General features: G+C 43.2%; 15 protein-coding genes. 1 reads left to right on the top strand and 14 read right to left on the bottom strand.

Annotated elements, in window-relative coordinates; all coding sequences use genetic code 11:
* Window positions 1–2: 2 nt before the first annotated feature.
* The 14 genes from BU200_RS06780 to BU200_RS06715 all read right to left on the bottom strand — a co-directional run bounded on the left by BU200_RS06780 (window position 3) and on the right by BU200_RS06715 (window position 12,793).
* On the bottom strand, window positions 3–878 hold the full coding sequence (locus BU200_RS06780; RefSeq protein ID WP_075099460.1) for an SIR2 family NAD-dependent protein deacylase: 876 nt from the start codon (window positions 876–878) through the stop codon (window positions 3–5).
* Window positions 875–1,660 (bottom strand): protein-ADP-ribose hydrolase, encoded by a 786-nt coding sequence (locus tag BU200_RS06775; protein WP_075099459.1) that lies wholly within the window; start codon window positions 1,658–1,660, stop codon window positions 875–877. Before BU200_RS06775 ends, BU200_RS06780 begins: the two co-directional genes overlap by 4 nt.
* Window positions 1,653–1,985: a glycine cleavage system H family protein gene (locus BU200_RS06770; protein WP_075099458.1), complete on the bottom strand. Its 333-nt coding sequence runs from the start codon at window positions 1,983–1,985 to the stop codon at window positions 1,653–1,655. The genes BU200_RS06775 and BU200_RS06770 overlap by 8 nt, the downstream gene beginning before the upstream one ends.
* A gap of 13 nt (window positions 1,986–1,998) precedes the next feature.
* Window positions 1,999–2,988: an MsnO8 family LLM class oxidoreductase gene (locus tag BU200_RS06765; RefSeq protein ID WP_075099457.1), complete on the bottom strand. Its 990-nt coding sequence runs from the start codon at window positions 2,986–2,988 to the stop codon at window positions 1,999–2,001.
* Window positions 2,985–4,184: an NADH-dependent flavin oxidoreductase gene (locus BU200_RS06760; RefSeq protein ID WP_075099456.1), complete on the bottom strand. Its 1,200-nt coding sequence runs from the start codon at window positions 4,182–4,184 to the stop codon at window positions 2,985–2,987. The genes BU200_RS06765 and BU200_RS06760 overlap by 4 nt, the downstream gene beginning before the upstream one ends.
* Window position 4,185: 1 nt before the next feature.
* Window positions 4,186–5,019, bottom strand: coding sequence for a lipoate--protein ligase family protein (locus tag BU200_RS06755; protein ID WP_075099455.1), 834 nt, complete (start codon window positions 5,017–5,019; stop codon window positions 4,186–4,188).
* A 379-nt stretch (window positions 5,020–5,398) separates the two neighbouring features.
* On the bottom strand, window positions 5,399–5,767 hold the full coding sequence (locus BU200_RS06750) for a helix-hairpin-helix domain-containing protein (RefSeq protein WP_075099454.1): 369 nt from the start codon (window positions 5,765–5,767) through the stop codon (window positions 5,399–5,401).
* A gap of 29 nt (window positions 5,768–5,796) precedes the next feature.
* Complete coding sequence (locus tag BU200_RS06745) at window positions 5,797–6,051, bottom strand: DUF1912 family protein (RefSeq protein ID WP_075099453.1); 255 nt, start codon at window positions 6,049–6,051, stop codon at window positions 5,797–5,799.
* 606 nt (window positions 6,052–6,657) lie between these two features.
* A complete protein-coding gene (locus BU200_RS06740; RefSeq protein WP_083609376.1) occupies window positions 6,658–7,665 on the bottom strand; it encodes an aldose epimerase family protein in 1,008 nt (335 codons plus the stop codon).
* 622 nt (window positions 7,666–8,287) lie between these two features.
* Window positions 8,288–8,692: a PTS sugar transporter subunit IIA gene (locus tag BU200_RS06735; protein ID WP_075099451.1), complete on the bottom strand. Its 405-nt coding sequence runs from the start codon at window positions 8,690–8,692 to the stop codon at window positions 8,288–8,290.
* A gap of 10 nt (window positions 8,693–8,702) precedes the next feature.
* The gene (locus BU200_RS06730) at window positions 8,703–9,527 is read right to left on the bottom strand and encodes a PTS system mannose/fructose/sorbose family transporter subunit IID (RefSeq protein WP_075099450.1); all 825 of its coding nucleotides are present in this window, start codon (window positions 9,525–9,527) and stop codon (window positions 8,703–8,705) included.
* Window positions 9,514–10,419, bottom strand: a complete 906-nt coding sequence (locus BU200_RS06725; RefSeq protein ID WP_075099449.1) for a PTS mannose/fructose/sorbose/N-acetylgalactosamine transporter subunit IIC — start codon at window positions 10,417–10,419, stop codon at window positions 9,514–9,516. The genes BU200_RS06730 and BU200_RS06725 overlap by 14 nt, the downstream gene beginning before the upstream one ends.
* Window positions 10,420–10,513: 94 nt before the next feature.
* Window positions 10,514–10,999, bottom strand: a complete 486-nt coding sequence (locus BU200_RS06720; protein WP_075099448.1) for a PTS sugar transporter subunit IIB — start codon at window positions 10,997–10,999, stop codon at window positions 10,514–10,516.
* A 21-nt stretch (window positions 11,000–11,020) separates the two neighbouring features.
* Entirely contained in the window at window positions 11,021–12,793 is a 1,773-nt protein-coding gene (locus BU200_RS06715) for a glycoside hydrolase family 35 protein (RefSeq protein ID WP_075099447.1), read from the bottom strand.
* A 157-nt stretch (window positions 12,794–12,950) separates the two neighbouring features.
* On the opposite strand from BU200_RS06715, the gene BU200_RS06710 reads away from it, so the two are divergent.
* A complete protein-coding gene (locus tag BU200_RS06710; RefSeq protein ID WP_075099446.1) occupies window positions 12,951–13,661 on the top strand; it encodes a GntR family transcriptional regulator in 711 nt (236 codons plus the stop codon).
* The last annotated feature ends 535 nt before the right edge of the window (window positions 13,662–14,196 follow it).

Here is a 14,196-nt window from a genome sequence, read left to right as displayed (position 1 = left end):
TTTTATTTTATGTAATATTTTTTGGTATCAGCTAGTAAATCCGCGATATGACTGCTTAGTTGAACGGTTTGCGAACGAATAGCAGGCGGAATGCGGTACTGCTTTTGATTTATAGTAACAAAGAGAGAGGCAGGATTTGCCTGCGTTTTTGCTTGAAAGGGATGCTTGATAAACTGCGGGGTTGTATAGCCCACCCCGATTTCCAAATAAAGAACTTTCTGTCCCTCATGCTCGGCTAAGAAGCGATCGTATCGTTCTTTTTGAGCAAAGAAATCCACATCCTCCACCATGCCTTTTTCTGCATTACGCTTATTGATCTCAAAAGGCGCTCCACACTTGGGACAGTAGGGAATTAAGTCCCGCGGAATCTTCATGTCCTTCTGTTCCACGATCATTCGGCGAATCAAGGCATCATTTCGATACGTCTGCTGGTGACAAAACTGACTGCACTGCCACAAGCCATATTCACCTTGAATATGAAAGACTTTGTCCATCTCATACTCTGCTGCCGCGAAGGCATTGTCTGCATTTGTTGTAATGATATGATAGGGCTTGGTTTCAAGCATCTCCTTTAAATCTAGATAGGCTTGACCGACCGGTTGATCCAGATAATTCAATGCCACGAAGCGACTTTGAAATGCCCAGTATTCCTCTAAATCTGCAAACTGATAAAGACTGGCCTGCAACATATCCAGTAGACCGTATTTTTCAATGAAATCAGGAAAGGCTGTTTCAAAGCGTTCTCCAATGTAGGTAAAACCATCTGCAGCCGACATACCTGCCCCGATTCCGACAACAACCGCATCTGCTTCGGCTAAGAGCGCTGCCAGTAGTGCTGGTTCTTCCTGTACTCTATCGAGTGACTTCCATTTGGTCATGTAGTCCCCTTTCGTCCTAATTCTTTTTCATAATAGAGGGCATCTGCTGGTGTGTATAAGGCAAAAATAACGGTTAACGCATAGCCTGTCTCTTGCAACCAGTCCCTTACCGTTTGGCTGGAGAGATGAGCTGCTTCCTCTTTTGGATAACCAAATTCTCCCGTGGAAATGGCGCAAAAAGCTAGAGTCTCTATCCTTTCCTTACGCGCTTGGTTGAGGCAAGACAGGTAGCATTGCCGCAAGAGCTGTTCCCGGATAGGAGAAGGTCTCTTCCCTTCTGGAATCTGTGGTCCTACCGTGTGAAAAATAAGCCGAGCAGGTAGCGCATAGCCAGCTGTAACCTTAACCTGACCGACTGGCTCGCGGTGGCCTTGCTCTTTCATCAGGGCTGCACAAGCATTGCGAAGCTCCATGCCCGCATAGAAATGAATGGCATTATCAATACAGGCATGGTTGGGAATAAAACAGCCCAACAAATCACTATTAGCCGCATTGACAATGGCATCTACTTCTAGGTCACAAATATCGCCATAGTAAAGCAGGATATTGGGATAAGAGGTTGCGACACAATCCGCTAGAGAGCACTGGTGCTGTTTATGATAGGCTGTCAAAAACTCCTGTTCACAAGCCAGATAGGCTTCCGAAATAGGCGCCGCTGGGCGCTGGTTGACTAAGCCTCGCCAAAGCCTGACTAGCTCGTCCTTGTCCTCGCTCATCACCTCTTTGCCACCTAGCAAGACAATCATCTCCTTTAATAGCTGGACTTGTCGTTGTTTATGCATCTTCAAGGGCTTCAAAGGCTAGGCTATCAACATCTGTCAACTTGACCAGCCAATGCTCGTCTGGTTTTGCAGAGTTCAAGAGGAGAGGCTCTTCTAAGGCTGCTGTATTGCGTTCTAAAACCTTGCCTGCTAAGGGACTTAAAATCGCCATAACCGTTTTTGAAGCCTCTAGGTTCAAGATGACATCATCTTTTTCAAGGTAGTCTCCCTCTGAAAATTCCACATAGCCAATCGTTCCAATGTCATCTTGTAATTCTGGTGTCATACTGATGACATAGTGGTCCTCTTCTTGTTCAATCCAAAGATAATTTGCAATTTTTTTCATCATCGTTCCTTTCTCATTGATCCTTTATTTGAATCTTTGCAAGGAGCTCTAAAGCTCTCATGCGGTGCGCTACATCAGGCAGCAAGGGGATAAAGATCAGCTCATCAGCCCCCGATACCCTCACAAACTCATTGACCAAGCGCTCAACTGTTTCAAGATCTCCTACCAGCATCCGTGTCCGGTTGGCTACAATCTGATCCTGTTCAGCTGCGGTCAAGGTGTAGGCTTGAGCTGTTTTGATACTAGGATAGTAGGAAAATTCATTAAACTCCTCTTTCCCCAACATCCAAATATCCAGCGGTCTAGCTAGCTCCTCTGCCAATTCCAGTGTCTCTGCAATCACGACAAAGAGAGCCAGAATAAGCTTTTTTTCTTTCTGTGCAGGAGCTAGGAACTGCTCACGATAGGATTTCCCAAGTACCGCTGCTGTTTCAAGCGGATGTTGAACGATAAAAGGAAAACTACCGTAAACAAAGCCTAGCCCCAATCGTGCCGCCTCATGAACCGAACGCCCACCTGTCCCTAAGACAAATAGGGCAAGCGGTAGATGGGGCTGGGGAGTAGCCCTAATCTCTCTTTCCTCATCCTGTAAATACACTAGCAGACGCTCCAGCCAGGCACCGTATTCTCTACTGGTATAGGGGCTTTTTAAATGCTGGTGAACGAGGGCCGTGCCTAAGGAATTTCCCAAGCCAATGTCTATCCGATCTGGATACAAACTTGCCAAGGTTCGCGCTATCTCTGCCACCTTATAGGGACTGTAATGCAAGCCCATGATACCTCCAGAGCCAATTCGGATCTGCCTAGTCTGGCTGGCTAAATGGGCCATAACGATTTCAGGAGCACTGATGGCAAAGGCGGAAAGATTATGATGTTCTGCAACCCAAAAACGATAGAAGCCCAAGTCATCAGCCCGTTTTGCTAGAGCAAGGGTCGCACTTAGGGCGTCTCCTGCCGTCTGCCCCTCGTCAATCACCCCATAGTCTAAAATACCAAACTTCATGATGTCTCCTCCATGTAATTAGTAGCCAATCCTCGAAATAAACTTCGGGCTTCTGCAGGCAAGGATTCTCCATAATCCATCAACGGTACAATATCTTTGAAGGAAGCCTGCGGTATCGCTAAGGAAGGCAAGTCTGTCGCCTTAATTCTCAAGTGAATTTCCTCCACACGATCTTGTCTGATTTTATGGACAAATTCAGGATCCACGATAAAAGGTGTTGAAGCTCCGACTAAATCTGCGTGGGCGAGTGCTTCTACTGCCTTTTCAGGACTATTGATACCACCTGTTGCCATGATGGGCAAGCGCCCCTTCAAGTGCCGATACACCACATCATTGACCAAGAGCCCTTGGTAGATCCCCTTAGAGCGAACTCGATTGCGAAAGACATCATGCCCCCAACTAGCAATCGCTAGATAAGCAAGTGGCACTCTCGCGAGCGCTTCTTCCATCAATTGGAGAAATTCCTCAATTGAATAACCGATCTGATTGCCCCGTGTTTCTTCAGGTGTTGCTCGAAAGCCCAGCAAAAATGGACCATTTGCCTCCTTGGCAATCACTTCCTGAACAGCCTCCAAGATTTCAAGCGTCAACCTCGCTCTGCTGGCAAAATCCTGCGCTCCATAGTCATCTGTCCGCTGATTAGAAAAAGTGGAAAAAAAGGTCTGAATCAGCAGGCGTTGAGCCGAGGAGACCTCCACACCATCAAATCCTGCGGCAATCGCTCGTCTCGTTGCCTGACGGTAATCATCCACAAGCCCCTTGATTTGCTCCAGACTTAACGCCTTGACCTCATGGGGAAAGGGTGATTGTAGCTGCATGGGACTTGGACCATAGACAAAGCCCTCTCGTGCGAGTGTATGCGAAGAAAAACGCCCCGCATGAGTCAGCTGCAAAATGGCTCTTGCCCCCTCTGCTTTCATCGCCTCTGCCAATGGTCGCAAGCCTGCAATATCCTCATCCTTTGCTACGCTAAAGCCAAACTCAAACAATTGACCGTAGGGATTGACATAAGCTGCTCCGGTAATTTGTAGGGGTGCAGAAGCTGCCCTCCGCTTGGCGTAAGCCACATCTTCCCGACTGACATAGCCCTCCTTACTAGAAGAGTTGGTCACCATGGGTGACAGGACAAAACGATTTTCTAACTCTATCCCCTTTCCCAACGAAAAAGGCCTAAATAAACTGCTTGTATCCACCATATCACTCTAGCCCCACTTTCTGATGTCGCTCCATTGCCTCTTTCTTTCCCTTAACAAGATCTGACAGATTTTCCATACTCAAGGTATAAGGTGTCACGACTTGTCCCAAGCTAGTCGCAAGCCTGCTGATCCCCTCCAAGACTTCCTCCGGGTGGACAGGTCGGTCTAATAGGTCTGACAGGTTTGCCATAGAAGTAGGGGAGACTTGGGGATAGACCAAACCTTGGCTTCCTCCAAGACCCGCTTGGTAAAAATCGCGGATCAATTCCCCTCGTTCGACTTGATGACCTGAAACACTGATATAGGCTGAAATAGCAATCCCCGACTTGATACGTCTTTGAGCCAAGCCTGCAAACTTCTTTCCCTTGATACTCAAATCATAGGTTCCCGGGCAGTAAGAATCACTGATTTCCCCCACTTCAACCTCCTGATCCCTTAAAGAAAGAATTTCCTTGATACAAGCGACCATGAGCTGATAGGCTTGTCCCATATCCAGCCTAGCTGTTCCCAAACGATTGGGGAGAATCAAAGAGAGATTGACAATCCCCGCATCTGCTACAACAGCCAGACCACCGATCGAGCGCACAAGAGGGGTATAGCCCTGCTTACGAATCATTTCCAGTCCTCGTGCAAGATGGGGCAAACGACAATCCGCCATACCCAGAATAACTGTTTTTTCTAGGGGCCAAAGATGCCAGATGACCTGCTCCTGATGCCGATCCACTTCTTTCAAAAAAACATCCGCTAAGACCAGCTCATCTAGGCTAGTTCCAATCACACCCTCTGACGACTGATAGAGGGTATGTGGAAGGTCAGCTAATGATTGTATCGTCATTTCGTTTCTCTTTTCTTACTTTGTTAACTCGTCTTGCTCTACTCCGATATTATCTGCGACCTTTTGACGAGTATAAACGACTATAACATCAGTAATGATACCCCTTTCATAAGATAATTCCATTCTAACATAGTATAGGTATAAATCACAATCAATTGCTTTGCAAAAGAAAAAAGCAAGGATAGCAAGCGCTATTCCTCACTTTCAGTTGTTCAATAAAGCAAATGACTTACTTGGCAGACCTAAGCGCTAGCACGCAAAAAGCAAGCCATGCAAATCTGACTAGATTTCGACAGACAGTATAAACAAGACTTTAGAAGAATAAAATTCACTTACTTCGATGTCTAGTAAAATCCCCTCGTTCTACCTAAAATCAGTCTTAGTCCTTCAAGGCAATTCCCTTTTCTTTCAACTGCTTGATCGTTGCTGCGCCGATACCTTTCAAGGCAAGTAGGTCTTTTTCTGTCCATGTTGCAAAGTCAGCAACGCTCTGAATACCTGCTTGATAAAAAGTTTCTAAACGGCTAGCAGGAAGACCCTCTAATTCTGATAGGGCTTGGAACTCCTCTAGGCTTGTAGCTGATTGACCTTGTATGTCTGCGACTACTTCCTTGACTTGCTCAACTGCCTTATCAACCACCGTTTCAGCAACGTCAACGACTTGCCCCAAACGCTCACGACTAGCTTTTTTCAATTTTGCCCATTCGCGTTTCAATGCCTTTTTACGGTTTACTTTTTTCTTTGCCATTTTTCTAATCTCCTTTAATCCTTATATATTTAATAGTGTCTTTGGCCAAATAACTCATCTGGTAGATCATGGAAGCCTTTGCCAGCAGCATAGTTGACAAATTTACCTTGAATAAAGCGATAGGCATCAACCTTACTCTCGTAGCGGATATAGGCATCGGCAGCTCGCTCATCCTTATCTTCTTCTAAGACACGGCGGCTCTCTTCCATAGCCATTTCATTGATTGTCACCTGAGTATTGACCCAGGCCTCGAACTCCCTTAAAAATTCCTGTTCATAAGTCATTCGTCCGTCTCCTCGTATACATATATATCATTCATCTAGTATGGAGCAGTCAGTATTTTCAAGACAGGCGAAATTCGTCAGCCGCATCACAGACAACTAACGAACCTACTATCATTGGCAGGCAATTTCCTCTAACGAACTTATGTAACAGAGAAATCCAGTTATTCCTTTATCTTTTTGGCTTACTTGAGTTCCCTCTTTTCTCAAGAATGGCTATCAAACAGTAGCAAGTAGGGCGACAAGTCGGATAGGTAAAACCTTCTAATACTCAAATTCAACCTAAAGAAATGTCGCCTTGCCCTATCTGGCTAGCCTCTTTATTTGTCTTTAATTTTGAGTATCAAAATATCTAGGTAACCTGCACCATGGAATAGAAAAAGCAAGTCTCACCATGCTTCTAGCTTCATACTTTTCCCCCATTATAGCATATTCTAAATAGAATAGGGAGAGAAAAAGGGAATTTTTCTCTTAAAAAACGCTTTCTTTTTTCTGCTCTCACTGAAAAAGTGCAATTTCAAATGAAGACCTAAAAGGCACAAAGATCGGAGTTTTTCAACCACCAATCTTTGTACCTTGTGTGAGTATAGTATCCAAACTGATTTTTTCTTACTGCCACTTAAAGCTGTAACGGGTCTGGTGTTCAAATAGCTGGTCTTTTTCTAGCAAGATGGAGCCAAAGCCCTCTTGGTTACAGGCATCAGGTAGGCCTTGGCATTCCAAACTAAAGGCTCCATGAAAGGCTGCCATATCCTCACTTGGAAAATTATAAGTATAAATCACTACTGCTGGCTGATTCGTCTCAACTGTCAAGCGAATTTTCTGATCTGGGCTGACGATCTCTACTGGCTCCGCTACCTGATCCAGAACCCAAGGATGGTCATAGCCCTTGACTAATTGATTCTGTGGATGCTCTAATCCAAAGCCTTGGGCAAAGGTTCCACCTGTCCGGAAATCAAAGGGAGTTCCTTCCACTGGCTCTAATCTGCCCAGCGGAAGGTTGCTCTCACCAAGCGGCGCATAGGTTTGCGCTGCAATCCTCACATAGTGTTCAGCAATATCTTGATTGACATCACCTGTTAGGTTGAAATAGACATGGTTGGTCGGATTAAAAATCGTGTCCTTGTCCGATTGAGCTGTGTAGGAAACCTCAAGTACATTGTCCTCTGTCAAACGATAGCGGGCTTTCACATGGACATTACCCGGAAACCCATTGAAACCATCCCTAAGCTCTATTGTAAAGCAAACAGCATTTGCTTCCTCATCAACTTCTGCCTCCCAATACTGCTCATTGGCTGTATTCACACCACCGTGCAGGGTACGACCGGGTTCGTTTTCAGTGAAGAAATGAACCTGTCCTTTAATACTAGTCTGCGCCCCAGAGATTCGTCCTGCCACTGGTACAATAGTCGCGCCGGGATAGCTATCTTTGGTCAGATATTCCTCATCCGATGAGGCAGCCATGGTCAGATTACGCAAAGCACCATTATCCTCAACAGGCACCAATACCTCCACAATCCGTGCACCAAAGTTAGTTAAGGTCACCTGCATTCCAGCTACATTGACCAAACGATACTTCCTTACCCGCTCACTTCCAAATTGACTAATTTCTATCATCATTTCTCCTTTACACAAGATACAAAGCCCGTTAAAAACTCAAAGCGAAAATAGGAAATCTGACGTAGAGTTATCAAACTCTAGGAAGATTTATCTTTTTCGCACAGAGTTTAGGGCGTGTTCAATTACAAGATACAAGAGCGTAAAGCGAGCAAAGCAAAAATAGGAGTTTTGACGCAGAACTATAAGTTCAAGAAAAAACTATCTTTTTTGCACAGCTCGTAGCTCGAGTTCAGTTACATAAGATACAAAGGGCGTTTAAAAAGCGAATGAAAAATAGGAGACTGACGTAGTGTTCGAAGAACACAAGGAAATCTATCCCTAAAGGGAGCCACAGCTGTAACTAGCTAGAGCTAGAACATCTGTATCTTTATTTTTCAAGCTTTTAGCCCGTGTTCAATTACAAGATACAAAGGGCGTTAAAAGCGAATGAAAAATAGGAAATACGACGAAGAAGTATTTGCTTCTAGGAGTATTTATCTTTTTTCCGAGCTTTTAGCCCGAGTTCAATTATATCAAAACTCTTAACAAAGTAACCTTTTGATTTTTAAAAAGTATGACTTTGCTAAAAACAAGCAAACAAGAGCTGACATTGCTGCCAACTCTTGTGGATACTTAAAGCTTATTCATCTTCGTCGTCTGCCATGCCTGCCAGTACGTCGTTCACATATTGAATGTATTCTGATGTACTTTCGTCATAGCGTGAACTTGTTCCAAGAAGAGCGTCATTGATAAAACGAATGACCATTGGCATATTCATTCCAGCATAGAGCTCAATCGTGCGACCTTCTAAAATGAGCTTACTCACTACATTACAAGGCGTACCACCGAGCAAATCTGCAAAGACAATAAAGTCATCCAATCCTTGAATCGTATCTAAAAATTTCGCTTGAAACTCCTCTGGACCTTCCGCTGGAAGCAAGGCAACTGTATGAATATTGTCTTGTGGACCCATAATCATTTCTGTACTCTGCTTTAATCCCTCACAGAATTGCCCATGGCTTACTAATACTAAATGTTTTTCCATACATCATACCTTACATATTAAATCCGAAGTGACCAAGAGCTGATAAAGCAAGTGCTACTACAATGATAATTCCGATTGCTTTTGTTGATGTCATTCCTTTACGTCCTAGCAACCAGAAGATAGCACCTGTAATCAAAGCTGGTAATAGGCGAGGGAAGATAGTATTTAACAAGTCTTGGAGATTAATTTCCTTTTCACCAAGTTTTGGTAACCAGGAAACCTCAACATTAATCATGGTTGCAATCAATGCTCCCATCATAAATACTCCAAGAACAGAAGCTGCATCTACAAGGGCATTCAAGGTATCACGCATAGTTGTTACTAACTTCACACCTTCTTTATAGGCAAATTCTAACTGTTTCCAGCGGAATACGTCGTAAAGAAAGGCTACAGCTACCCAGAGTGCAATACCAACAATACCTGCAAGATTTCCACCTGCAGCCATAGAAGCCGCAATCGTTCCCATAATCGCTGGAACAAGTGAACCAAAGATAGAGTCCCCAAGTGGAGCAAATGGTCCCATCAAACCTGTCTTGATACCATTCACCGCATCCTTTGAGCCAATGCCCTCTTTTTCCTCCAAGGCAAGATCAAAACCTGCAATAATGGTATGGAAGAATGGAGAGGTATTGAAGAATTGAGTATGGGTCTTCATCATTTCTTTCAATTCTGGAGTGCCATCTCCATACATCTTACGAAGCTGTGGCAAGATCATATAGAGGTAACCTGACCCCTGCATCCGCTCATAGTTCCACCCTAATTGGTAGGTGAATAGGCTACGCTTATTAATTTGATTAAAATCTTCTTTTGTTAATTTGTAATTAGATTTCGTCATCTTCAATTTCCCCACTTTCTACGTTTGATACTGGAGCAGCAACCACGGTACGACGTGCATTTTGATAGTGAAGTACTGCAAGCAAGATACCGATGATTGCAATACCAATCATAGATAGACCTTTAAAGTTATTTACGAATTCAATACCTGCATCTGCTGGAAGAGTTCCAATAATACCAGCAACAGCGCCACCTAGAGATGAAACGTTACCGTAAAGAACAGTCAACATAGCAGTGATCCCAAAACCAGCCGCAAGGTAGTGAAGGTTGCGTTTAAGTGGAAGATAGTGAAGGAGGATCGCAAATCCAAGACCTGGAAGCATACGTGCTGCAAGAGTTAGACCTGCCGCAATCCATTTGTACTGAGGTAATTCGATAGCCGTTACCATTGCCTCAACAAGACTGCCACCAAAGACAAGGGCAAGAAAGACAGGCAAGGCACGTGATAAAGCCCACGGAAGAGCACCTAAAAGGTAGTTACGCTCAATCGCCTTATAGTCGAAACGTTCAACCGCTGCATCCACACGATGAGCAAAGTAAGTAGTTGTAAAGCGACCAAGAATATCTGTATAGACAAGAAGTCCTGCTACCGGTACACCGATAGTCGAAATCGCAATTTCAGGGTCAATTCCTTTAGCTACAGAGAAAGCAGTTGCTAAGACCGCACCAGATGTCGCATCGATACGAGAAGCTCCCCCGAAAGTACCGACACCAAGAACTACCAACTGAAGAGCTGAACCAATCAAAAGACCTGTTTTTAAATCTCCCATCACTAGGCCTGTGATAAATCCCGCAAAGATAGGGGAACCCGCAGAAGATACGATTGTTAACTCATCACAGATCTGATATGCTGAGTATAACGTGAGTAAAAGAACTTGCCACCATTGAATCATGATGTAACCTCCTAAAAATTTTTATAATATACGAAATGAAATGATACCCTTTAAAAACCAACAGAAATAGTTAATCTTACGAGTATAGGCTAGCTTATCTTACCTTATCCAGTAAAGGAAGAAAATCTTTTGCTGTGTCACCTGGTACCATTTGATGAATCAATTTCACACCCTTAGCGTTCAATTCATCAAAGTCCTTGATGTCTTCCTCTAGAACATTTACAGAACGGGTAACCGAGCGAGTTTCAGGTGATTGAGACATATTACCTACATTGAGTTCTGGTAGCTCAACTCCTCTTTCTACTAATCCTAGGAAGGGAGCTGGACGCTTAGCTACAATCAGCAGACGCTGTGAGTCATACTTACCTGCCAAGATATTCGCTGCCGCTTTTTCAACTGGTAAAATAGATAATTTTACACCTGCAGGGCAAGCTAATTTCAACCCTGATTTTTCAATGTCATTATTCACCACCTCATCATCTACGACCATAATCCGTGAGATATTGAGTTTGGTTGTCCAAAGATTCGCCACCTGACCGTGGATCAAGCGACCATCAATACGTGTTCCTATAATTGCCATCATTATTCTCCTTTTTTCTATTTACAAATCCTTATATACATGTTCCTGTGAAAAACGAAGATTCTCCCTATACTTGCCTTCTGTTTCAAAGACAATAATTTCATTTTCTCCTTTCTTTAAGTATCCTTTTGGTATATAGAGAGAAAGAAGTGGGCCTCGTTCCCAGAAACGACCTATATTTTGTTGATTTACAAAGACAACTCCCTTACCAAAACCTGTCATATCCAGATAGGTATCTTGGCAATGCTCTATCGTTATATGATAGCGATAGAAAGCTGGTTGTTCTTCATCCCATTCTTCTGTAAATGCAAGCTCCTCTAATCGATCAAGCGGTAGCGGGTACATATCCCACTGTCCAATGAAGTGCAGATCGGCGATTACTCCGCGTCCCAGCCCTTTATACTGGGTCGGAGCTGTCAACTTATGCCCGTAATTCACACGCCCCATATTTTCGACTAGAATGCCTAATTCTGCTTCTGTATCTGCCTGTTGGAAATGAATCTCTTCACCGATTTCTTCCTGATACTGGGTCGCAATCTTCTGACCATCTATAAAGACTTGGACCCGATCCCTAGCATCAATGATTCGCAGGTATTCATCATCAGATTTATCTTTTTCAATGCGGGTTTTATAGTAGGTATAACCAACATTCTGACCAAGCTCCTCCATCGATTTTGGATAAAAAGCGCTTTGGCAATCGCTTACATTTTCTAGCGCCGCAAACAGGCTCACCTTGTCATTCAAAGATACGGTTGGATAAGCCCTTGCTTCTTTAACCAAGGGTTCCGCATAGTCAAGCTGCGGATAAGCTTCTTTCATTAAAGCTTGGAGGGCATAGAATTTCTTGGTTGGATTGCCCGCCTCGTCTAAAATCGCGTCATAATCGTAAGATGTAATCTGCGGTAAATCAATCTGACCACGCGCCGAGCATCCATTCATAAAGCCGAAATTGGTACCACCGTGGAACATATAGAGATTGATACTACCAAGCTCTACTGCCTCCATGACAGCCTGAGCCAATTCATTCGGATCTCTGCGAATGACCTCTTCACCCCAACGATTGAACCAGCCATCCCAAAATTCCATACACATGAGTGGCCATTTTTTATCGTGCTCGTCAAAGAATGCCTGTAATTGCTCAAAATTTCCACTGGCATTAGAACCAAAGTTCGCTGTGACCAGAATATCCTCATCAATCAAGGTTCCAGCCCGCAAGGTCGCTCTCCATGACCCATCAGAGGTAAAGAAAGGAGCCGTCAAACCGTACTTTCTCATCAGAGCAGCTATTGCCCGCAGGTATTCCTTATCCTCACCATAAGAGCCATATTCATTCTCTACTTGGAACATCAGGATATTGCCCCCTTGGGACAACTGATACTTGGCTAACTTGGGTAAGAGAAAGGCATAGTAGTCATCCACATGGCGTAGATAGGCTTCATCTCTCGAACGTACTCGTACCTGCTCTGTCAATAACCAGGCAGGCAAACCTCCCCACTCCCACTCTGCACAGATATAGGGAGACGGGCGAACAATGGCATATAAACCAAGTTCCTGCGCTATGCTTAAAAAGCGCTCAATATCTAAGATTCCTTCTGTTGTGAAAACACCCTTTTGAGGCTCATGTAAGTTCCAAGGAACGTAGGTTTCAACTGTATTGAATCCCAAAGCCTTCAAATTATACAAGGAATGATACCAGTCATCTGGTTGCACTCGGAAATAATGAATCGCCCCTGATAGGATCTTAAAAGGTTGATCATTTATATAAAATTCTTCTCGAATCTGAAAAGTACTCACTGTCCCCTCCTTGTAATCGTTTTCTTCTCTATCAATATATTAACACACTCTACTGGTTATGTCCAGTTGTTTTTTAAAAATTTTTTCTATTTTCACAAAAATTTAGTATAATAAGTATATTCAGTGTATGGTTTATACGAATTAGGGAGAGAAAATCATGAAAATACCCAAATACCAACAAGTCCAAAACGACTTACAACAGCAAATTATTTCAGGAAAGTTTGAAAATGGTGATAAATTTTACACCGAAGCTGAGTTGACCAAACTCTACAATGTCAGCTCCATCACAGTCATTCGAGCAGTTAATGAATTAGTCAAGGATGGCTATCTCGTTCGCCAACAGGGAAAAGGAACCTATGTTTCCCGCTCCCGCAAGGGCAAGCTCGTCGAATTTTCAGATATTGAAGTCTTTCCACTTGAAAAAGACAGTGTAGATGTCCTATCCTGCGAAAAAGGCAATAATCCGCGGATTCTAGAAAAATTGAAGCTCGGTAAAAATGCCTACTACTATAAAATTATCCGTGTTCGATCGACTGATCATACGCCCTATATCTATCACCAGTCCTATATTCCCGCACGCTATATCAAGGAACCAGATGCACCACTCAACCATTTTCAATCCATTTACCATCGCTTTAAATTAGATTTCCATCTCCACATGTCGGAAGAACTCTACTCCGAAACCAACCAGGTTGTCTTTCCTACTCCAGTAAAAGTAGCAAAACATCTCAATCTGACGGATAATGAACCAAGCATTCTTCAGATTCGAACCACCAAGCGAACAGGGTCCGAAGAAGTATTAGAATATATCGAGACTTACAAGCATTGGCAATTCTTTAAATTTGAAATTGTAGCCAATAAACACTAACTCTTCTCAAGTATCTCTAAATAGGGCAGATCGCAACATGTTCCAAGCATTTCAAGAACCGCTACAATACGAGTTATATTTTCAAAAGCCCTGTTTTAAGGCTCAATCCTGCAAGGGATAGTTATATAAACCCCGTTAAAAACTCAAAGCGTACTCTTTCAGGTATTATAGCCGTTTTCTTTAAAAGTCGCAGGTAGTTGAAATAGTTGATAACTATTTCAAGTGACAGATAAGAAAAGTGTAACTTTTCTCAATGGTACAGCAAGACGAGTTAACGAAGTAATAAAAATATAAACTAAATGACTATACTAGGTTCTTCAGAATGTAGACAAACCCTATCCGTAAAAGAAAAATTTTAATTTTAGAACTTGTTTACCAAAAAACAAAAACTCTTAGAAGTTCACAGTGTGATATACTCCCCATATAGTGGACAGTGAAAAAACAAAAATTCACTAGACACTATAAGGGGAGTTTTCACATGTCCAAAAGAAGTCCAAAATCAGTAGAAGAAAAGTTAGAAATTGTTTGCTTATTC

Source organism: Streptococcus acidominimus, from assembly GCF_001921825.1.
Taxonomy (GTDB): domain Bacteria; phylum Bacillota; class Bacilli; order Lactobacillales; family Streptococcaceae; genus Streptococcus; species Streptococcus acidominimus.
This window is presented reverse-complemented; position numbering and strand designations above follow the sequence as displayed.